The 21,614-nt window shown below is 45.9% G+C and carries 21 protein-coding genes; 15 read left to right on the top strand and 6 right to left on the bottom strand.

The window, feature by feature from the left end:
• The first annotated feature begins 15 nt into the window (after positions 1 to 15).
• The 7 genes from sufD to D829_RS33715 all read left to right on the top strand — a co-directional run bounded on the left by sufD (position 16) and on the right by D829_RS33715 (position 7,242).
• Complete coding sequence (sufD, locus tag D829_RS0114050; RefSeq protein ID WP_017689539.1) at positions 16 to 1,320, top strand: Fe-S cluster assembly protein SufD; 1,305 nt, start codon at positions 16 to 18, stop codon at positions 1,318 to 1,320.
• Positions 1,317 to 2,537: a cysteine desulfurase gene (locus D829_RS0114045; RefSeq protein WP_017689538.1), complete on the top strand. Its 1,221-nt coding sequence runs from the start codon at positions 1,317 to 1,319 to the stop codon at positions 2,535 to 2,537. Before sufD ends, D829_RS0114045 begins: the two co-directional genes overlap by 4 nt.
• The gene (gene sufU, locus D829_RS0114040; RefSeq protein ID WP_017689537.1) at positions 2,527 to 2,958 is read left to right on the top strand and encodes a Fe-S cluster assembly sulfur transfer protein SufU; all 432 of its coding nucleotides are present in this window, start codon (positions 2,527 to 2,529) and stop codon (positions 2,956 to 2,958) included. Before D829_RS0114045 ends, sufU begins: the two co-directional genes overlap by 11 nt.
• A 20-nt stretch (positions 2,959 to 2,978) precedes the next feature.
• Complete coding sequence (sufB, locus tag D829_RS0114035) at positions 2,979 to 4,376, top strand: Fe-S cluster assembly protein SufB (RefSeq protein ID WP_017689536.1); 1,398 nt, start codon at positions 2,979 to 2,981, stop codon at positions 4,374 to 4,376.
• A gap of 296 nt (positions 4,377 to 4,672) precedes the next feature.
• Positions 4,673 to 6,022: a jacalin-like lectin gene (locus D829_RS0114030; RefSeq protein ID WP_017689535.1), complete on the top strand. Its 1,350-nt coding sequence runs from the start codon at positions 4,673 to 4,675 to the stop codon at positions 6,020 to 6,022.
• Positions 6,023 to 6,231: 209 nt separating this feature from the next.
• The gene (locus D829_RS32440) at positions 6,232 to 6,951 is read left to right on the top strand and encodes a M23 family metallopeptidase (RefSeq protein ID WP_017689534.1); all 720 of its coding nucleotides are present in this window, start codon (positions 6,232 to 6,234) and stop codon (positions 6,949 to 6,951) included.
• Between the two features lie 150 nt (positions 6,952 to 7,101).
• Entirely contained in the window at positions 7,102 to 7,242 is a 141-nt protein-coding gene (locus D829_RS33715; RefSeq protein WP_017689533.1) for a hypothetical protein, read from the top strand.
• 160 nt (positions 7,243 to 7,402) lie between these two features.
• On the opposite strand, the gene D829_RS0114015 is transcribed toward D829_RS33715, so the two are convergent.
• Positions 7,403 to 8,452: an HD-GYP domain-containing protein gene (locus D829_RS0114015; RefSeq protein ID WP_017689532.1), complete on the bottom strand. Its 1,050-nt coding sequence runs from the start codon at positions 8,450 to 8,452 to the stop codon at positions 7,403 to 7,405.
• A gap of 124 nt (positions 8,453 to 8,576) precedes the next feature.
• Positions 8,577 to 9,323, bottom strand: coding sequence for a molybdenum cofactor biosynthesis protein MoaE (locus D829_RS0114010; protein WP_017689531.1), 747 nt, complete (start codon positions 9,321 to 9,323; stop codon positions 8,577 to 8,579).
• Positions 9,324 to 9,443: 120 nt separating this feature from the next.
• Here D829_RS0114010 and D829_RS0114005 point away from each other — a divergent pair, with 120 nt between their 5' ends.
• From D829_RS0114005 to D829_RS0113975, 7 genes are all read left to right on the top strand, one after another.
• On the top strand, positions 9,444 to 10,874 hold the full coding sequence (locus D829_RS0114005; protein WP_017689530.1) for a 5'-nucleotidase C-terminal domain-containing protein: 1,431 nt from the start codon (positions 9,444 to 9,446) through the stop codon (positions 10,872 to 10,874).
• Between the two features lie 73 nt (positions 10,875 to 10,947).
• A complete protein-coding gene (locus D829_RS0114000) occupies positions 10,948 to 12,069 on the top strand; it encodes an HD-GYP domain-containing protein (protein WP_017689529.1) in 1,122 nt (373 codons plus the stop codon).
• Between the two features lie 220 nt (positions 12,070 to 12,289).
• Positions 12,290 to 13,426, top strand: a complete 1,137-nt coding sequence (yfkAB, locus tag D829_RS0113995; RefSeq protein WP_017689528.1) for a radical SAM/CxCxxxxC motif protein YfkAB — start codon at positions 12,290 to 12,292, stop codon at positions 13,424 to 13,426.
• A 46-nt stretch (positions 13,427 to 13,472) separates the two neighbouring features.
• A complete protein-coding gene (locus D829_RS0113990) occupies positions 13,473 to 14,825 on the top strand; it encodes a hemolysin family protein (protein WP_017689527.1) in 1,353 nt (450 codons plus the stop codon).
• 278 nt (positions 14,826 to 15,103) lie between these two features.
• Positions 15,104 to 15,343: a spore coat associated protein CotJA gene (locus D829_RS0113985; RefSeq protein WP_017689526.1), complete on the top strand. Its 240-nt coding sequence runs from the start codon at positions 15,104 to 15,106 to the stop codon at positions 15,341 to 15,343.
• On the top strand, positions 15,333 to 15,608 hold the full coding sequence (locus D829_RS0113980) for a spore coat protein CotJB (protein ID WP_017689525.1): 276 nt from the start codon (positions 15,333 to 15,335) through the stop codon (positions 15,606 to 15,608). Before D829_RS0113985 ends, D829_RS0113980 begins: the two co-directional genes overlap by 11 nt.
• A gap of 104 nt (positions 15,609 to 15,712) precedes the next feature.
• Positions 15,713 to 16,282 (top strand): manganese catalase family protein, encoded by a 570-nt coding sequence (locus tag D829_RS0113975; protein ID WP_017689524.1) that lies wholly within the window; start codon positions 15,713 to 15,715, stop codon positions 16,280 to 16,282.
• A gap of 210 nt (positions 16,283 to 16,492) precedes the next feature.
• Here D829_RS0113975 and D829_RS0113970 read toward each other — a convergent pair whose 3' ends face one another.
• The 4 genes from D829_RS0113970 to D829_RS0113955 all read right to left on the bottom strand — a co-directional run bounded on the left by D829_RS0113970 (position 16,493) and on the right by D829_RS0113955 (position 20,090).
• Positions 16,493 to 17,485, bottom strand: a complete 993-nt coding sequence (locus tag D829_RS0113970) for a 3-oxoacyl-[acyl-carrier-protein] synthase III C-terminal domain-containing protein (RefSeq protein ID WP_017689523.1) — start codon at positions 17,483 to 17,485, stop codon at positions 16,493 to 16,495.
• A gap of 54 nt (positions 17,486 to 17,539) precedes the next feature.
• Entirely contained in the window at positions 17,540 to 17,890 is a 351-nt protein-coding gene (locus D829_RS0113965) for a hypothetical protein (protein ID WP_017689522.1), read from the bottom strand.
• A 187-nt stretch (positions 17,891 to 18,077) separates the two neighbouring features.
• A complete protein-coding gene (locus D829_RS0113960; protein ID WP_017689521.1) occupies positions 18,078 to 18,446 on the bottom strand; it encodes a carboxymuconolactone decarboxylase family protein in 369 nt (122 codons plus the stop codon).
• A gap of 12 nt (positions 18,447 to 18,458) precedes the next feature.
• Positions 18,459 to 20,090, bottom strand: coding sequence for a thiamine pyrophosphate-binding protein (locus D829_RS0113955; protein ID WP_017689520.1), 1,632 nt, complete (start codon positions 20,088 to 20,090; stop codon positions 18,459 to 18,461).
• A gap of 412 nt (positions 20,091 to 20,502) precedes the next feature.
• Between D829_RS0113955 and D829_RS0113950 the strand changes: the two genes are divergently transcribed.
• Positions 20,503 to 21,474, top strand: coding sequence for a Gfo/Idh/MocA family oxidoreductase (locus D829_RS0113950; RefSeq protein WP_017689519.1), 972 nt, complete (start codon positions 20,503 to 20,505; stop codon positions 21,472 to 21,474).
• The last annotated feature ends 140 nt before the right edge of the window (positions 21,475 to 21,614 follow it).

Raw genomic sequence — 21,614 nt, 5'->3', positions numbered from 1 at the left:
GAGGAGGATTAATCAATGACTACACAAACAATTCTTCCGGTTGAATCTGAAGCGCTTCGCGCCTTGTCGGAAAGCAACAATGAACCCGGCTGGTTGACCGAACAGCGGCTCGAAGCTTTGAAGCTTGCGAGCGGGCTTGCGCTTCCTAAACTGGAAAAACAAAAAATCGAACGCTGGAATGTCAGCGAGTACGGAACATATAAAGCAAGTGAGGCTATTTCTTCTTTGACAGAAGTACCTGCTTCTATCAAAGATCTGGTTCAGGATCAAGCTGAAGGCAGTCTGGTTATCCAGCGCAATTCCGGTACGGTATACTCCAAGGTGTCTGCTGATCTGGTAGCAAAAGGAGTTATCTTCACGGATCTGGCTACAGCGGTTCGCGAACACGGTGATTTGGTAAAACCATATCTGAACACAGCAGTGAAAGCGGATGAGCATTCCCTCGCTGCATTGCATGCGGCACTTTGGAATGGCGGGGTCTTCCTGTATGTTCCGAAAAATGTCGAAATTGAAGTACCACTGCAAGCAGTGTTGCTTACGGATGACGCATCTGCAACGTTTGCACCTCACGTGCTTGTTGTTGTAGAAGCAAACAGTTCAGTAACTTATGTTGATAACTATGTATCTGGCGAATTGTCCGCACCTGTTTTCCATAATGGTGTTGTGGAAGTATTCGCAAAATCTGGTGCTAAAGTACGTTTCGCATCGGTTCATCAACTGAGTGTAAATGTAACTGATGTTTCATTCCGTCGTGCAGTGTTGGAGAATGATGCTTCCATCGAGTGGATTGTAGGCGAAATGAACAATGGCGACACAGCGAGCAACACGATGACCGTGCTGAAAGGCAATGGATCAAGTTCTGATTCCAAAGTCATCGCTGTAGGTTCCGGTTCGCAGAAAATCAACTACACCACAGAAGCTCGTCACTTCGGCAAGAATACACCAAGTCAGATGATTACACGTGCAGTTATGCGTGAAGAAGCTTCTGCAATCATCAACGGGATCACGAAGATTGAGAAAGGCGCTACCAAAGCCGATGGACAGCAGACAGAGAAAGTGTTGATGCTGAGCCCTAAAGCACGTGGAGACGCCAATCCAATCCTTCTTATTGACGAGGATGATGTAACAGCAGGTCACGCGGCTTCTGTTGGTCAAGTCAATGCCGAGCAGATTCATTACTTGATGTCGCGCGGAATTAACCGTACGGATGCCGAACGCCTTATCATCTATGGCTTCCTGGCTCCGGTGGTGGCGGATATTCCTCTGGAAGCACTGCGCACCCAATTGCAGTCCCTGATTGAGAAGAAGCTGGGACAATGAACCCGTCCATTCGCGAGCAGTTCCCGATCCTCCACCAGGAAATTAACGGACATCCGCTCGTATATTTAGATAGTGCTGCAACTTCACAGAAGCCTCATGCTGTGATCGAAGCAGTCAAGCATTATTATGAGTATGAGAACTCCAACGTACACCGCGGTGTTCATACCCTTGGAAGCCGTGCAACTGACGCTTACGAAGGCGCACGTGAGAAGGTAGCCAAGTTTATCAATGCCCGCCGTACACAGGAGATTATCTTTACTCGCGGGACAACGACAGCCCTCAATCTGGTGGCTTCATCGTACGCCCGCGCTAATTGCAAAGAAGGCGATGAAATTGTTATCACGCAAATGGAGCACCATAGTAATCTGATTCCTTGGCAGCAGGTTGCCAAGGAGACAGGTGCAACATTGAAATACATTCCACTTCAGCCTGACGGTCATATTGAATTGGCTGATGTAGAGAAGACGATTACGAACAATACTAAAATTGTAGCAATCGCTTATGTATCCAATGTTATGGGTCTGATCCATCCAGTGAAACAAATTGCTGAAATTGCACATCGTAATGGTGCTGTCATCGTTGTTGATGGCGCACAAAGCACACCTCACATGAAGGTGGACGTTCAGGATCTGGACTGTGATTTCTATGCATTATCTGGTCATAAAATGTGCGGACCAACCGGAATCGGTGCACTCTACGGCAAAAAGGCGCTGCTGGAGTCCATGGAACCCATTGAGTTCGGTGGTGAAATGATTGATGATGTGGGTCTGTACGAATCCAACTGGAAAGAGCTTCCTTGGAAGTTTGAAGGTGGAACCCCAATTATCGCCGGTGCGGTAGGGTTGGGAGCTGCCATTGATTTTCTGGAGCAGATTGGTATGGATGAGATTGCACATCATGAAAGTGTGCTGGCAGCTTATGCAACGGAACGACTGGCCGAAATCGATGGGTTAACCATCTATGGTCCAGCCAAGCGGCATGTGGGTGTCGTTACCTTTAATCTGGGGGATGTTCATCCGCATGATGTGGCAACCGTGCTGGATGCGAGTGGCGTAGCCATTCGTGCCGGACACCATTGCTGTCAACCGCTAATGCGCTGGCTTGAAGTTAGCTCAACAGCTCGCGCCAGCTTCTATCTATATAATAACGAACAAGATGTAGATCGGCTTGTCAGCGCCTTAATCCAGACAAAGGAGTATTTTGGCGATGCAACTTGATGATCTGTACAGACGTGTTATAATGGACCACTACAAAAACCCGCGTAACCGCGGAACATTTGATAATGACGCTGTCACGGTGAATTTGAACAATCCAACGTGCGGCGACCGGATTTCACTGCAAATTTTGCTGAAAGACGGAATCGTTCAGGAAGCCAAATATACGGGTGAAGGCTGCTCCATCAGCATGTCCTCTGCATCGATGATGACGGAGGCTGTCAAAGGCAAAACGATGGAACAGGCACTCGATATCGCTAACCGTTTTTCCTCACTGATGAAAGGTGAGGAAGTCGATTTCGACGATTATGAAGATCTCGAAGCCCTATCCGGTGTGAACAAGTTCCCTGCACGCATCAAATGTGCCACTCTGGCCTGGAATGCATTACGCAAAGGGATTGACGAAGAGAACAAAGTACAATAACGATAGGGAGGTAGAGCAAGATGGCTAAAAAAGCACCAGAAATGGAAGAGTACAAATATGGTTTTCGCGACGAGCACAAATCCATCTTTCAAACCGGTAAAGGTCTGACTGCAGAAGTGGTTACTGAGATTTCCAAGATTAAGAATGAACCGGACTGGATGTTGGAATTCCGTTTGAAATCCTTGAAACAATTCGAAAAGATGCCAATGCCGAAATGGGGCGGAGATCTCGACGGATTGGATTTCAATGAAATTCAGTATTATGTACGTGCTTCTGAAAAACAAGGTAAAACATGGGAGGAAGTTCCTTCCGAAATCAAGGAAACCTTTGATAAATTGGGTATCCCTGAAGCAGAGCAAAAGTTCCTTGCAGGTGTATCGGCTCAGTATGAGTCCGAGGTTGTATACCACAACATGCAAAAGGAATTGGAAGACCAAGGTGTAATCTTCATGGATACGGATACGGCTCTCAGAGAGCATCCGGAAATCCTGCGTGAATATTTTGCAACGATTATTCCGCCAGCAGATAACAAATTTGCTGCATTGAATAGTGCGGTATGGTCCGGAGGAAGCTTCATCTACGTGCCTAAGGGCGTTAAATGTGAAGTGCCTCTGCAAGCCTACTTCCGGATTAACTCCGAGAATATGGGACAATTCGAGCGTACACTCATCATTGCGGACGAAGACAGCTTCGTTCACTATGTAGAGGGCTGTACAGCTCCAATCTACAGCACGAACTCACTGCATAGTGCGGTCGTTGAGATCATCTGTAAGAAAAATGCCCGTGTTCGTTACACAACGATTCAAAACTGGGCACCAAACATCTACAACCTCGTTACGAAACGTGCGGTTGCAGAAGAAAATGCAACAATGGAATGGGTCGATGGTAACATCGGTTCCAAACTGACGATGAAATATCCAGCGGTTGTACTGAAAGGCCGTGGAGCTAAAGGTTCTGTACTCTCCATCGCTGTAGCTGGTAAAAACCAGCATCAGGATGCAGGTGCGAAAATGATTCACTTGGCTCCGGATACAACATCTACGATCGTATCCAAATCCATCAGTAAACATGGTGGTAAAGTAACGTACCGTGGTTTGGCTTCCTTTGGACGTCAAGCTGAGGGCGCGAAATCCAATATCAAGTGTGATACACTCATTCTCGATAATGAGTCCACATCGGATACAATTCCTTACAATGAAATCATGAATGATAACATCATGCTGGAGCATGAAGCTACAGTATCCAAAGTGTCCGAGGATCAGCTCTTCTACCTGATGAGCCGTGGTCTGACTGATGCAGAAGCAACACAGATGATTATCATGGGCTTCATTGAGCCATTCACGAAGGAATTGCCAATGGAATACGCTGTTGAGATGAATAGATTGATCAAGTTCGAAATGGAAGGCTCCATTGGTTAATCCAATGCAGCGCCTTTCGAAGCCGTAAAGCTAAACCTAGCTGCTGATGTTAAGCAGTAGATATAATTTCATGTGATCGAATACCCCCTAGAGCAGACTCTTTAAAAAGTCTCTCTAGGGGGTATTTTTATTCAAAAAATCTGGGGATAACAGCGTTCAGAAGGTTGTTCTGTTATCGGAGTGGCAAGCGAAAATTTAGTTCAATTTGTATATTTACAAATGAATAGACCAGAGTTATTCTTCCACTAACGAATATTACATATATTTGAATAGATTCTAATATGAGGAGGTATATGATGCGAAGAAGTATAGTCAAAAAAGGAGCAGTGTTGGTATTGTCTGCTGTTGTTGCTTTTATGAGCTCTCCGTTATTTTTATCAACGGCAAGTGCAGCAGAAGGTGGAACGGTATCCGGTTCATTCAACGTACTTAGTTACAATGTAGGTGGTCTTCCGGATCTGGTATCCAGTTCCAACCCCAAGGAGTACACCGTTCAGATTTCCCAAAAATTAAATGACTATGACATCATTAATGTACAAGAGGATTTTAATTATCATAATGAGCTGATATCCCAAGTCACTCTGCCGTATTTGACGACAACAAGCGGAATTGCGGGTTTTGGTAGTGGGTTGAACAGTCTGTCCAAATATCCATTCCGTGACTTGAAGCGTATTACCTGGGATAAGCGATCTGGTGTTTTCGACAATGGAAGTGATGAATTGACTCCAAAAGGATTTACAGCAGCTACATATGAGATCACACCTCAGGTGAAATTGGACGTATACAACTTGCATGCGGACGCAGGTAGCGATGATAAATCGCTTGAGGCCAGACGAGATAATATCAGACAACTCTCTAATTACATCAAGGAGCACTCGGACGGGAACGCAGTTATCGTATTTGGGGATACCAATACACGGTACACTCGTGCGGCTGACAATATAGAGCTACTCATGTCTGAGAATGGTTTAAGAGATCCGTGGATCGATTTGATTCGAGGTGGGAGTATTCCCGCTGATGGAGACGCCCTTATGGATGCAAGCAATATAAATGGCCCGAACTATGAAATTGTCGACAAAATTTTGTATCGCGGAAGTAAAGCGTTGTCCCTTAATGCACAGAGCTACCGTTTGGAAAATCAAACGTTTGTTGATCTGAGTGGAAAGCAACTCTCCGATCATTATCCGATTACAGCGGAATTCGTGTACAGCACATCTCCTCAATACCAACTTAGTTCAACGATTGGAGGGTCTGGAGGGACTGGCTTTAATGATCTGAATCAGATTCCCGATGCCAGACCTAGCTCCGTTGTACTCAACTCGGGCAACCGTGTAGACGGCATTTCAACGCTGTACAGGGATGGAACGAACCTGGCACATGGTGGTCAATCGAACATTGCCACACTTACCTTGGCAGACGGAGAGTACTTAACCCAGGCAATAATTGGTCAGGGGACACGAAATGGAGATAAACGGATCTTTTATGTGGAGTTGTCGACCAATCTTGGAAATAAGATTGAAGGCGGACAAAAGACATCGGATCAAATTAAACTTGAGGCACCAGTAGGGTGGTATATAGCCGGATTTTATGGAAGAGCAGGACAGGAGTTGGATCAGCTAGGTGTCATATACAGACCTCTGAATTAGGAGTGAGTAGTGCTTAAAATGAAATAATAATATATACATCTCATAGAGTGTTCATAACGGCATAGCGCGCCGCTTGGAATATGCGTTGGAGAGACCATAAGGTTTTCCCAATGATATTCTGAGCGGTGCTTTTTTGTAATAAAATAATACCAATAGCACAAGCCATTTCATAGATTTAAGCATCTAATGATAGAAAAGGATGTGAGTGTATGAGCTCGAACCCTTTCGAGGGATATCGGATTACAAGTTCATTCGGCTATCGAATTCATCCCATTCATGGTGGACAGACGTTTCATCGCGGAATTGATATCGTGACAGAGCCATGGAATGGCCCCGTCTATGCCTTTATGGAGGGCAGGGTGCGTTTTGCTTCTGAGGGAGTTACGGGCTCTGGATTCGGCGGTTACGGGCTTACAGTAGCACTTCAGGATCATCGAGGCTATTTGCATTGTTATGCGCACCTTTCGCGGATTGCTGTAACCGTTGGACAACGAGTGAAGCGAGGCCAGCTTATCGGAAATCAGGGAAGCACGGGTCAGAGCACGGGTCCGCATGTACATTATGAGATTCGTAAAACAAGTGCACCATCTTACGGGTATACAGCCAGCGAAGATGGTGTGACGGAACCGGGTGCGTATCTACAGGCTGAATACGGAACGGCATCTCAGGAACAGGAGGCTGCGCCGATGACCACTGAGCAGAAGAAAGTGTTTGAAGCCATGCAGAAAACGCTGGAGATTCAAGGGGGATGGATTCAGCAACAGGAGCAATTTTCCAATATGGATTGTCCCGCATGGGCGCAGCAAGCGTTTGATTATTATCGACCGTTTATTATGAACGACAAAGGCAGTTATGAATTTTGGAGATTACTTGTTATCATGTACCGCAAGGAAAAAGGCATCCAGGTTCATTCGGATTCCGACATATAGATCCCTGCAAAGAACAGGGAGTAGCAAAAGGCTGATCCACTCAGGTAGATGCAGGCAGACAACCATTTATCGAATGTTGCCTGTTCGCCCGGTTCATTCCACCGGAAACGTCATATGTTAGGGTATACCTGATGAAGAGGAGGCAATCACATGAGCGAAGTAGGATATGGCTGTGGGGGCAACGTAGGCGGAGTAGGCGGCGTTGGCGGATACAATATGTTCACAAACACTGGTGCAATCTTGGTACTGTTCATTCTGTTGGTTATCATCACAAAAGCATTCTGCGTGTAATCCAGCATGATTGAATCGGAATAGACAAAAGGGAAGCCGATTACGGCTTCCCTTTTGTCATATGCCAACCTATGAGTTGGTTATTCAAGCTACTTCCTGTTTATTGCTTCGTATCCATACTGTGTGCTGTGTACAATGAACAGATATGCTTGTTACACAGTTACTGTACATAGATCTCAACGATAGCAATATCTCTTTCTTTCGCTAAATCAATAAAGGCCGTAGAGGTCTGAACGAGTGGTCGGAAATAATCCGCAGGATTATTCAAGACAATGAGTCCCGTCTGACCCGTGGTGAGCAGAACCCTTTTACCGATAAAATTAGGCAGCATGTGCTTGATCAGTTCCTGCGTTGCTTCAGCATTTAACTGACCAAAGCTGAGGCTGTACAGTTCACACAGAACAGAGATCAGTTCCTGTTTGGTCTGGTACACCCGATTGGTCGTCATGGCGCTATAAACGTCTGCTACAGCCGTTATACGGGCATATGGGTGGATCTCGTCTCCTCGCAGTCCATGAGGATATCCACTTCCATCCTCGCGCTCATGATGCTGAAGTGCGACCGTTGCCAGAATTTCATCCTGCGTGGATTCTTTAATGATATCGTATCCATAGAATGAGTGTTTCTTCATTTCGTCAAATTCTTCCGTGGTCAATTTACCAGGTTTATGTAAGATTTCAGAAGGAATCTTGGACTTGCCGATATCATGAAGATATCCTGCTTTGGCTACCGTTAGACATTCCTCGGGGTTGTAACCCATCCAGCCGGCGATATAAAAAGCGAGCATTCCGACTTGCAAAGAATGGTTGTACGTATAATCGCTATCCCCGTCCAGCATAAGCAACAAGGAGACAACATCTTTTTGTTTTTCCAACTGTTCTGTTAGGGTAAACAAAATCTCATCGACCTGTGTCTCATCAATAAAACCCTTCTCCATCGCTTGTTGAAATAGAGATTCAGTACCTTTGATCGTATCGTTAAACAAGTTAGTTAACAGACGGGTTTGATCGGAAGGTAAGGTTTGTGCATCAGAGTGTAGGTCGGATGTTGTGTGTTCTACATCTGCGTACTCGATTCCATGTTGCAACAGTTTGGATAGATCATCTTCACTGAGGGTGGAACCTTTCATCAGCATGTGGAGACCCGAACTGTTGTATACATCATTTTGTAACAGGTCACCCGGTTTAAGATCAGTAACATGCACTCTCACGTATAAACCACCTTTTCTCGACTAATATCGACACATATGATTATAATAACAAGAAAAAAATGGGTTGACAACGACTTATTTACTATTAACCCACTCTGTCTAAAAAGGTGTAAAGGCTCATTGTTTAGATCTCCATGGGGTTCCATGGTCCTGATTGATGTCCCTTCCATTCAGATCCATCTTCCCAGATTTCCTTTTTCCAGATCGGAACGGTCTGTTTGAGTCTCTCTATGGCGTAACGGCTTGCATCATAACAGTCGTTGCGATGAGGTGAGGAAACGGCAATGACTACACTAATCTCTGCCACATCCACTTTGCCAATTCGGTGACTGATTGCACATAACACACCAGGCCAGCGGTCGGAGATTTCCGTACCAATCGCAGCCATCTGAGAAAGAGCCATCGGCACATAGGCCTCGTATTCAAGATGAACGGTGCGCTGTTCACCGGTCATTTCACGAGTCGTACCTACAAAAGTAAGAGCTGCCCCGTGATTTGGGGTAATCACTAGCGCCGTTGTTGCTTCCACGGACAAGGTGGACTCTGTAATCAGAAATAAGCCATCTTCAGTCCGATGCTCTGGAACGGTAGAGCGAAGCCTTTCATCGGATATATCCGTACCATCACCTCCAGAGACGGGAGGGATCAACGCAAGTTCATCTTCTGAGCTAAGTATAGTATCGGCAGGAGCGTACTGCTGGTTAACTGCCAAAAAGGATGTCCTTATCTGAGAAGATGCCTCTGGGTAGGCCAGACTCAGTTTTTCTTTTAAATCGGCAGCGGTTGGAATGTCTCCGATGTACTCAAACTCCAGAAGGGATGTATTTAAACGTTCTGCAATGCCTGCAAATAGTTGAATTGTCAATTTCATAGATATGACTCACCTCTTTTTGATCTCTAAACCCTTTAAATATATCATAACGACGCGGAAAATGTTATGCTTATCCATTAGAAGAATGAACGTTTATTGAAGAGCAGGGGAGGCGGTGTGATGAGCACCAGGGAGAAGCAAACATTAACGATTCTGCACACCAATGACATTCATAGCCACTTCGGCTCCATGAGCACCATCGCCGCTATGATCAATGAGGAACGTGACCAAGGTGGCAACTTCCTTGTATTGGATATCGGCGATCATATGGACCGGATGGCCGTTGAAACAGAGGGAACACTGGGTACGGCTAATGTTGATGTTATTAACCTGACGGGCTACGATGCCATTACAATCGGTAACAACGAAGGTCTAACCTTTACGCCAGATCAGCTCTCGCAGTCCTACGCTGGACTTCTGTGCCCTGTGGTATGCGGCAATGTTGTGGAGCAAGATACTGGACTTGCTCCAGTGTGGATGAAACCTTCTCTGATTGTGGAGAAAGGTCCATTTCGCGTTGGTCTGCTGGGGGCAACGGCCCCTTTTACCACGTTTTACGAACTGCTCGGATGGGATGTTCTGGACCCTGTGGATTCACTGAGAGCTCAAGTGGAAGCATTACGTGATGAAGTGGATGTGGTGGTTATTCTTTCACATCTGGGGCTTTCGACAGATCGGAGACTGGCAGAGCAGATTACTGGAATTGATGTTATTCTCGGTGGACATACCCATCATGTTCTCGAAGAACCTTTAGTCATTGGTCAGACCGTGCTGGGTGCAGCTGGGAAATTTGGCCAATGGCTTGGGAAAGTGGTTCTGGAACGAACAAGTGTGGGAGAACCTCTCCAACTGGTAAGTAGCGGTTGTATGGCTGCCAAGAGGATATTACTGGATGATCAGGTCGCGCTGGCAATCGCTACGAATCGTACGGAGGCCGAAAGGACACTCAATCAGACGGCAGTGATAACGGATCGGTTGCTGCCTATCACGTATGACCGGGAATCCCCGTTTGCAACCTTGCTTGCACAAGCTGTTCGTCATTTCACGGGGGCACAGCTGTCTCTGGTGAATGCAGGTCAGCTTCTCGGAGAGCTTCCACAAGGTAATATTACAAAAGGAATGTTGCATTCCCTATGTCCATCTCCTATAAATGCTTGTACAATATGCTTGAGTGGAAGTCATATTCGTGAAGCACTTGAGCAGTCCTTGTTGGACGAGTTTTCAGGTAAGCCCATTGTAGGATTTGGTTTTCGTGGTCATATTCTAGGCACGTTATGTATGGACGGAATGCAAGTTCAATACAATCCACATGCGCCAGCCTATGAGAAGATCCAGGCCATATCCATCAATGGGGAGCCTATGGACGAACAATGTGAGTATATCGTTGGAACACTGGACATGTTTACGTTCAATGTGGGGTATCCTCCTCTTGCTCATGGAACCCGTACGCTCTATCATCTTCCGGAATTCATACGCGATTTGCTGGAAACGGAAATAAAACGACCAGGGGCTCTGGACGACAGCCTGCGAGCCCGCTGGCATCAAAGCTAAATTTAAAGTACTTGCCTTCTGCTGAAGCGGCGGCTAGTGGTAATCACATCTACGGAGCGGGAGAGGATAGGCTGTGCGTTTAGTACATATAAACTTATTGCAGCCTGGCATGAAGCTGGGGAAACGTATTTATAGTGAAGAAGGCCTTGTATTACTTAGTGAGGATGTAGAGCTAACCAGTCGATTGATTGGACGCCTTAAGGATCTCGGAGTCGGTTATGTGTATATTAAAGATGCTGCGACAGAGGACATCATCGTTCCTGAAATGTTGCAGGAAGAGACCCGAAGGAAAGCACTGGTCGAGATAAAACAGCAATTTCAGAGCATGTCAGGACTGAAAACCAAAAATCAGATTCCTCATTTCGGTAAAGCGCTTAGTGGTGTGATGAATGCGATTCTGGAAGACATCGGCAGTCAGAAGGAAGCCATGATTATGCTGATGGACATGAACTCCAGTGATTTTGACCTGTATAACCATTCTCTGAATGTATGTGTGTACACGCTGGTTCTTGGTGTCGCTTCGGGTTACACACGCCAGCAATTAATGGAGATTGGTCTGGGCGCTTTGTTGCATGATATCGGCAAAACACAGATTGCACCAGAAATCCTGCATAAACCCTCCAGATTGAGTGACGAGGAATTCAAAATCATTCAGCAGCACACTACATATGGACACCGTATTCTCAAAGACGAACCAGGTATACCGCTTCTATCCGCGCATTGTGCATTGCAGCACCATGAACGAATTGATGGCAGTGGATATCCCTTTGGTTTGAAAGATAAGGAAATTCATGAATATGCCAAATGGATTGCGCTTGCTGATTCGTATGATGCCATGACGACGAATCGGGTGTACAAGCAAGCTTTGCTGCCGCATCAGGCAGTAGAGGTATTGTATACGGGTTCAGGAACCCTCTATGAACAATGGATGCTGGAGAAGTTCAGGGATTGTGTCGCGATATACCCGGTAGGTATTTCAGTCAAGCTCAGTACAGGAGAGGTTGGAGTAGTTGCATCAATTCATTCACGTGTTCCTCAACGTCCGCTTATCCGTGTTCTAAAAGATGCGGACGGCCAGACTTTATCTTCGCCTTATGAGATTAACCTGCTGACAGCTCTGTCTGTGATGATCACAGGTGTAGAGGGTGTGGAGGATACACCTTCAGCGGCTCAAAGTGAACAGGTGGAAAGCTGAACTACTTGAAAGATGATTAGCGCTCATGTCGTAATATCCGGGCCGTTTCGTAATTCGGTCCGGATTGGCCTGAGCGTTTTTTGTCATGTAATGGACAGGGTCTACGTATGCCGGAGCATTCAAAATTGTGCTATGATAAAAGATAACTCCAAAAAGAGAAACACAAGGTATGATGTAAATAAAACTTTTTAGGTTAATAAAAGGAATAAGGTGAAGAACAATGACCATGCTAAACTCAGGATCGGTACAACCGATGCCTTTATCGCCAACGAATGATCCGTGGGATCCGATCGGCTCTCTGCGTACATATGGACGCCATGTGCTGACTAGTGTAGAAATGACGGTGACACATCTGTGCAATATGAGGTGTGAGCATTGTGCCGTGGGAGATATGCTTACGATGCGTGAGGCGCCGGCTCTTCCACTCCCTCTGATGCTGAAACGATTGGATGAAGTGGAGCATCTGCAGACGATTAGTCTGACGGGTGGCGAGCCAAGCTTTAGCCAGAAAACAGTGGATGAGATGATTATCCCGCTGCTCAAATATGCCAAGGAACGTGGAATTCGTACCCAGATCAATTCAAATTTAACGCTGGATATCAGTCGGTATGAGCAACTTTTACCTTATCTGGACGTCATGCATATCTCATTCAACTATTTGAATGCTGACGATTTCCATCAAGTTGGATTTGCAAATAGTGGCAGACCTGTGAAACGTGAAGTAGCGGTGAAGATGTATGAGAAAATGATTGAAAATTCACGCAAACTGAGTGAAGCAGGCATGTTTATCTCTGCGGAGTCGATGATTAACTTCCGTACGCACGACAAGCTGGATGGTATTCACCAATTGATTCGTGAGATGGGCTGTGTCCGTCATGAAGTGCATCCGATGTATAATTCGAACTTTGCTTCGTCACTGCCTGTTTTATCACTGGACCATATGAGAGCAGCGATTCATCGTTTGCTTGATGCGCGTGACAAAGATATGTGGATGCTGTTCGGGACCCTGCCATTCTTCGCGTGCAGTGCAGCAGAGCAGGATCGGGAACTGATCAACCGTTTATACAGCGAACCAAATGTGACGGTGCGTAACGATCCGGACGGACGTAATCGCGTTAACGTCAACATGTTCACGGGTAATGTGTATGTGACGGATTTTGCGGATATCCCGGCGTTTGGCAACATTCGTGATCGTAAACTGGATGAGGTGTTCCATGAATGGTCAGCGGAACATCCGTTGAATCAAACGGTCAATTGCCATTGCGATATTGCATCCTGTTGCGGACCAAATCTGCTAGTGGCAGATATGTATTACAAGGGTGTGGATTTCAAATCGAGAAAGGCAATCACACGTTGATATTCCAGGTGCATTCCTGAAATAGATAGAAAAGGGGAGTTTCAACTTGGATATTCATACCGAATTTCATCTTGGGCAGCTGGTATTTAATCTGGTCTGTGTCTTTTTGCTCGTATTTTTGAATGGTGTCTTTGTCGCAGCAGAGTTTTCCCTTGTGAAAGTAAGGCAGACACGCTTAACTCAATTGCAGAGTGAAGGAAATCGTATGGCTGGTTATGCACTGAAGGTGAATAGTAAACTGGATTCCTATCTATCGGCAACTCAGTTCGGGATTACGCTGACATCACTTGGACTCGGGTGGCTGGGAGAACCGGCCATCTCCGAATTGCTCGTTGAGCCTCTCATGTTTAAGCTCGGTGTAGGAGATACAGGGCTTATTTCGACCGTGTCGGTCATTATCGGTTTTTGTATCATTACGTTTCTGCATATTGTGCTGGGTGAGCTTGCACCTAAATCGTTGGCAATTCAAAAAACAGACGGAGTGGCATTGTTTTTATCTGCGCCCTTGCTGTTGTTCTACAAAATCTTCTTCCCGTTCATCTGGGTACTGAATGTATCGGCCAATGCATTGCTGCGTCTGGCGGGTATCGAACCTGCCAGTGAAGGCGAAGCTCACTCGGAAGATGAACTTCGTATTCTGATGAAGCAGAGTGCCAAAAGTGGTGTCATCGATAAAGATGAGATCAAACTGATGGACAACATCTTTGATTTCTCCGATATGTTGGCACGTGAAGTGATGCTGCCACGTACAGACATGGATTGTCTGTACACGCATATGTCTTTGGAAGAGAACCTGGAGATCATTAATGCAACCAAACATTCCCGGTATCCCGTGGCAGTAGAAGACAAGGATGAGATCATTGGATTTATACACATCACCGATCTGTTGCTGGCTAAACCGGAGCAACAGCATGATCTGGCTTCACTCGTCCGTCCAATCTTAAACGTTCCTGAATCCATGGAAATCAGCCATGTGCTGCGTCTCATGCAGAAGAAACATTCACAGATGACGCTGGTTGTGGATGAATATGGTGGCACAGCTGGATTGTTGACTGCGGAAGAAATTCTGGAAGAGATCGTTGGAGACTTGTATGACGAGTTTGAGGATGAGCGCCCGCATATGGAGCGCAGTGGGGATTCCTTTTCCGTTGATGGTCGTTCGCTTATTGAAGAAGTTCATAAGTGGACCGGAGCCATCATTGAGGATGAAGAAGTGGATACGATCGGCGGATGGTTATTTAAAGAGCTTGGGGGTAATCCAACCAAGGGGAAAACGCAGGAGCTGAATGGGTACGTTTTTGAAGTGGAAGAATCGACTCGCTTGCGAATTACCCGGGTTCGAGTGTACAAGCAATCTGTCCCTCAAGACATGAATTCGGAAGAAAAGCCGGCAGAATAGTTCTCTTTGCAGGAGCAAGATAAGACGAGCAAAAGTATGAAATGACGCAGATTACGAAAATCTGCCAGGATATTAGACCTTTGGAAGTTACCTGAAAGGGGAACGAACCGAAGGTCTTTTTTTATTTTGAAGAAGAATTTGGAGAAATTCTGCATATAGTTGAAACGAATTTCGGATTAACTTGGGGGACAGCGTCATATAGTTATAGAGACGGGAAACTGGAAGGACCTCAGTAATATTCAGTTGCACCAACGATGTATTATAGGAGGCGTTGTTCTGTGAAAGATCCGCAACTTCGTGCTTACGCCCCTTTTGTGGGGCCGTTTGATCCTTGTCCGCCAGTAGAGATTCGGACGTATCTGGTACCTCCGCAATTATTTATTCCATTTCAGCCTATGGGCTGGCCACAGTACAGTCCGGCAGAAGCATTAAGAGTGGGGACGTTATGGCCTGCATTATACAGCCCTTATACACCAGCAAGATCGAAGGGAAGGAAGGTGGATGTGGATGGAACCTGAAGTACCGAAACCCTGTGACCCTAAATACTACGAATTGCTTGAAGAACTTCAGGCGCTGGATTTCGTGTTAGTGGAACTGAATCTGTACCTGGACACCCATCCGGGAGACTTCCAAAGCATTGAGCAGTACAACAAGTTCAGTCAGGAGCGAATGCGGGTAGCCCATGAATTTCAGCAGTTGTATGGACCGTTGATGAACTTTGGTCATGCGTTCTCCAAGTATCCGTGGGAATGGTCTCAGACACCTTGGCCATGGCAAGTGTGACAACAGCAGCTGCCTCGGGTTTCCTTGCAAGACTATAAAGTTCGGGAAGCTCTGGGGGGCTGAAGAAGGGGCATATTTTGATAACGTAGAGGGAGGCGTCTGGCATGTGGGTGTATGAGAAAAAACTGCAATACCCCGTAAGGGTTAGTAAATGTGATCCTCATATGGCGAAATTGCTGGCGGAGCAATACGGGGGAGCGGATGGGGAACTGGCGGCGGCACTGCGGTATTTAAATCAGCGATATACGATTCCGGACAAAATTATCGGGCTATTGACGGACATAGGCACAGAGGAATTCGCGCACCTCGAAATGATCGCTACCATGATCTACAAGCTGACGAAGGACGCTTCGGTGGAACAGTTGCAAGAAGCGGGACTTGGGCCGAACTATGCGCAGCGTGACTCTGCCTTGTTTTATACGAATTCCTCCGGTGTACCCTTTACAGCAGCTTATATCGCTTCAAAGGGTGATCCGATTGCGGATCTGTACGAGGATATTGCAGCAGAGGAGAAAGCCCGGGCTACATATCAATGGTTGATCGACCTGACCGATGACGTGGATCTGCAGGACAGTCTGAAGTTTCTAAGAGAACGCGAGATTGTGCATTCCTTGCGTTTTCGGGAGGCTGTAGAGATCCTGAAAGACGATCGGGAGACAAAGAAGATTTTCTGAACGTTTGGTATAAAAGCAGAAGTCTGGCAGTCCGAAAGGGCTGCTTTTTGCTTTGAGTTAATTGCTATGAGTTAATAAAGGCCGAAGCAGTGTACGTGGTGTATTGAGGATTGCTTTCAAATAAAAAGACGATCCTTTTTGAATTTAAAATAAAAGGGATCGTCCTGGTTATTATTTTGGTGAATAAAGATAATTTTGACGAAGTAAGATCTAATATTCAACCACCATGGCAACATTTTGCCACCCGGCTCCAACGGTCCAGAACAGAACTTTGTCACCACGCTGAATCTGACCGGTTGTAACCGCTCGATGTAATGCGATGAACGGACTGCTGGTTGAAGTATATCCGAACTCATCTCCGATATAGACGGCAATATCATCACCAATGCCGACGTTCTCGGATACAGCCCGAATGTTACTAATGGATAGCTGGGAGAAGCAGGCGGCTCTGATCTCGTCTGGTCCAATCTCGTTACGTGTCAGCAAAGTACGAATGGACTCGGAAGCGGCATCCACACAGATGGAATCATCAAATGGGATGAATTTCACATGAAAGGCACCTGCATCTACACCTGTTTTGCCCAATTTCGCCAAGCCTTCTGCAGGAAAAAGAGAATTACCATACACGCAGGTATCCGTCTGATAGATGGAATCAATGAAACCGACAGCTTGTTCATCCCGCTCTATAATAACCGCCGCTGCTGCATCACCGAAATTGGCGAAGTATACGGGATCATCGGGACTGGCGTGAGGAGCCACGTAATCCGAGCCGATGATTAATGCCCGGCGAATTCGAGGATTGCCCAGCATCTGCCGGCTAACCTGTTCGAAAGCAGCAGTCATGCCTGCACAGTTGGCGTTACTGTCAATACAGATCGTGTGAGAAGCTCCGTTAATCAGGCGATGAATCATCAAGGAATTCGTAGGAAAGATGTATTCTGGCGTTTGGCTTGCATAAGCAATCAGATCAATATCTGCACCGGTGAGTCCGGTTTTTTCCAGTAGATTACTGGCTGCCTCAAAGGCCATGCTTAGTGAATTTTCGTCATCGTTGTCAATTTTATAACGTGTATCACGACCAAGTGCCTGTAACAATCCACGAATATCTACACCTCTTGCATCAAAATGTTCAATATAAAAATCATTGTGCACCTTGGTTGCTGGATGATAGATATCGATATCTACAATACGAATTCCGGCCATCTTCATTCTCCTCTTGAGCGGAAGGGTGAATTTACAGCTTGTCCGCCTGGTTTATTAAGTGGTAACGGTAGATATGATTTCGAGATTGTCCAGCCCAACAGACCGACCAAGTCGGGACAATTGCATTTTTAGAATCGCGTTGTTCTCGAGGGTCAACACGATTTTTTTATATTCATCTTTTTTGAACAATTGAAGGCAGCCTTCCAGAAGAGGAACAATCTCCGGCGCAGTAACATTCAACTTTTTGCAATCGATGTTCAGGTCATACTCCTTGGTGTTAAGAGGAGCGATCGTATCCTGATAGGCCGAGATGGAACGCAAACCGTCTTCTTGAGAGAAAGAACCCTCCAGTTCAATGTTTAACACCTTGTTTGGAACGTCAGTCTTAAGAATGAAATTTCCCATGCTTGATCTCTCTCCTTTAAATGAGTTAAGGCTATCCTGCTAATGGATACACAGCCCCATAGGACCTCTGCTGAAAGCTTCTAAGATGAGAGCTGGTATGAAGGATAATTTAACCATATTATAAAGGTAGGAATGTAAAAAGATCAATAAAAAAGTCGAATCATGTATAAAAATGTAGAAAAGTGAATTACTGTATTTCATCCAAGGTCGCAAGCAAAATATTAAATGCGCTAATAATGCGTGGAGCCCCTACACATGGTGCCAGATGTAGCAATATTCCCTTGAGCTGATCCACCGTTACTCCTACGCTCAGAGCCATCGTGTAATGCACCCCCAATTGTTCATACTGTCCTTGGGTGATCAACGAAGAGATGATAGCAACTTCCTTCCATTGATCCGTAATCGTGGTGCGCTGAAAAATATCCCCGTATGCCGTCCCCATAATAAATTCCGACAATTCGGGAAAATGTTCTTTGATGGGTGCGAGGGCTCTTGCGCCGTACTCACCAGAAAGTTTCGCAAAACGGTCTAGTCCCTGAGCTACATGTTCACTCATGATCTGCTCCTCCTAATTCAAAGTTACGGTGCGGTGAGCCGTGGGTGGAATTTCATCTCGATCGGTCAGAAGCTCAATAACAGTTACCTGATTCAACGTCTGGGCTGTGTTCAGCGCAGATGAGAATTCAGCAAGGGTTTCTGCTCGAAATGCAACCGCACCGAGAGATTCGGCGAATTTGGCTGCATCCATAGGAACTTCATATAATGTGCCATCAATTCTGCCTGTTGTTTTTTCCATTCCTTTGAGTGCCATGTCCAGTTGTTTGTTGTTAACGACAATGAAGATGACATTCAGATTGTTGCATACCGCAGTATTGATCTCCGTCCCCAGCATCATGAAACATCCGTCACCGGTGATGCATACAACGGTCTCTCCGGGTGAAGCGGCCTTTGCACCTATCGCCATACCAATGGCATTACCCATGCAGGCAAAGTAAGCGTCAAACACAAAGCTGCCTGGTTTCTTGACTTTATATCGCTGGACTGCATGAAATCCATGGCTGCCATCATCAACAAACAGCTTATGATCGTACGGAAGCAGATCGCTCATTCCGTCTAGCACAGAAGCCAGAGACAGTTGGGGGAGATCTGGTAAAGGGACAGTGTAATCCATGGGTGCCGTGGTTCTCACAGGAGTAGGGAGGTCTTCTAATGAGCCCAGCAAATATTGCAGGTTGTCCTTCAAATCACCGGTGATATGTAAGGTTTGAGCGCTTAGAATCTTGCCTACAAATGTAGGATCAGCGTCAAATTGAATGAGGTGTGCCGGATGATGATCAGGCTTCAGATTGCAGAGGGTCATGTCACTCAGACGTGAACCGAGAACGATATAAAGGTCACTTTGGTTCAGCATGTCGTCTGCATGCGGGAAACCTCCAACACCACAAGGTCCATGGTACAGGGGATGGTCCCACGCAATCGCTCCTTTTCCACCAGGTGTAGTAATGACGGGAATGTTAAACGATTCGGCCAAATGAAGCAATTCATCATGGGCTCTGGCGCGACTTACACCTTTACCAGCAATAATTAAAGGGCGGTTGGATTGTTGAATGAGAGGAAGAATTCGATTCAGGTTAGATACGCTAAGCAGAGGTTCCGGTTCGGGAATGACAATACGGCATTGAGATAACAATTCAGTCTGTACGTCAAAAGGTAGACAAAGGTGAACAGGGCCTTTATTGGGGCCGAGTGCAAGGGAGAGGGCATGATTCAGTAGTGTGCCGAAGTGATCTCCACGCTCAACCAGTTTGCTGAATAGCGTAGCAGGCCTGAACATTTCGGCCAGATCAGCCAGATAGGAAGAAGAATCCTGACACTGGGGGAGCCCCAGTTCCTGAATGGATTGATGACCTGTAATAAACAGTACGGGCAGATTGTTGGCCTTTGCATGGGCTGCTGCAGTAAGCAGATTGGTTCCGCCTGGACCGGATGTGGCAAAGGCAACGCCGAGTTTACCCGTCTGTAATGCATAACCGGATGCGGCAAAACCTGAGCTGGATTCATGACGGCCCGGAATGAACTCTAATCCGTAATCCACCATTTTCAGTACAGCAGGACAGATGGATTTACCAATAATACCAAAGACATGAGTAACGCCTAGATTACGCAGAGTTTCTGCCAAATAGTCCGCAACTGTTCTCATGCGGGACACCTCGCTTCATGAAATAGGTTATTAGAACCATACGCATATTCCATTTGTAGAATGCAAGTTACTGTCTAAGGTTGTAAGAGGAAATATTCATTGTTATTAGGAAGAGTATCTTTTTTTGTGGTTTTTTGTCAACCTGTTTTTGTGAGTCTAAATTCCTGATTCTTAAGTTGGTAACGCTTTAAGTGTTGCTGGATAAAGTAAAAATAAATGGTTATATATCCCTGCAACGAATTACCCAATCGGCACTTAGTTACAAATAATGTAAAAAGATGACTAACAATGATGAATTTCAGCCTCTAATAACGACTTGAAAGCTAGGGGATTATTATTTTTTCGTATCAACGCATCGCATTTGCAATTCTTTGCTTTCTGCTATACTGGAAAGGAATTGGGAGGGGATGGAATGGCAGTCATCAAGATGGCTCTGATTGGTCTGGGTAAAATGGGATTACATATGGTTCATCTAATCGAGAATACAAAGATGGACACGGAGATTGAGATTGTAGCGGTGTGTGATGCGAATGAGGAAGGTTTGGCGTCTTTTGCAGCTTCTCATTCGGGGGTTAGGACGTATACGGATTACAAGCAATTGATGAATGAACATCAGATAGATCTGCTGTATATTGCAGTTCCGCCGAAATTTCATTATCCGGTTGTCATGGAAGCGCTGGAGCGCAAGATTCATGTATTCTGCGAGAAACCGCTTGCCAATAGTGTAGAAGAAGCCGAAGAGATGCTGAATGCAGCAGAGCAGGCGGGCGTTGTTCATGCCATCCATTTCTCGATGCCGCATGAACCTTCCGTGCTGAAGTTGCAAGAGATGATTGAGCAGGGTACTGTGGGGGCAATTCGCAAAATAGATCTCATTTTGCAATTCCCGCAGTGGCCACGATCATGGCAACAGAATGCATGGATTACGAGCCGGGAACAAGGTGGATTTATTCTTGAAGTAGGGATTCACTGGATTCATATGATTCAAAAGGTGTTTGGTGCCATCCGGGTAGTAAGTACTCAGGTTCAATATCCTGAAAATGGAGACTGTGAACTTGAAGTACAGGCTGCTCTGGAACTGGAAGACGGGACCCGAATTCAGCTAAACGGTATTTCTCAATTTGCGGGGGACGAACGTGTATCCATGGTGGTGTACGGTACGAAGGGCACGATTGCCCTGGAAAATTGGGATGAATTGAAGACGGGTCTGGTGGGGCAGCCGCTTTCTCCAGTGGAAGTGCTTGAATCCGCCAGTGAACTGCCGGTTCTTAAACATGTTATTGCCCGTATACAAGGCAAACCAGCTAAGATATATGATTTTAACGATGGGTATCAGGCGCAATTGGTGCTTGAAGCACTACGGAACACGGAACAATCGGGATAAGAAAAGGAGTGTCAGGCTTTTTCATTTCGTAGGCCTGCTGTACCTCTAAATGTATCAGCTCTCCTTAAACACCAAGAAGCATCGCAGTGGCCCAGGTGTGCCTGTCTGCGATGCTTCTTTGCTTTAATATGTGCGCAGGA

It is taken from the genome of Paenibacillus sp. PAMC 26794, from assembly GCF_000316035.1.
In the GTDB taxonomy this organism is placed as follows: Bacteria; Bacillota; Bacilli; order Paenibacillales; family Paenibacillaceae; genus Paenibacillus.
This window is presented reverse-complemented; position numbering and strand designations above follow the sequence as displayed.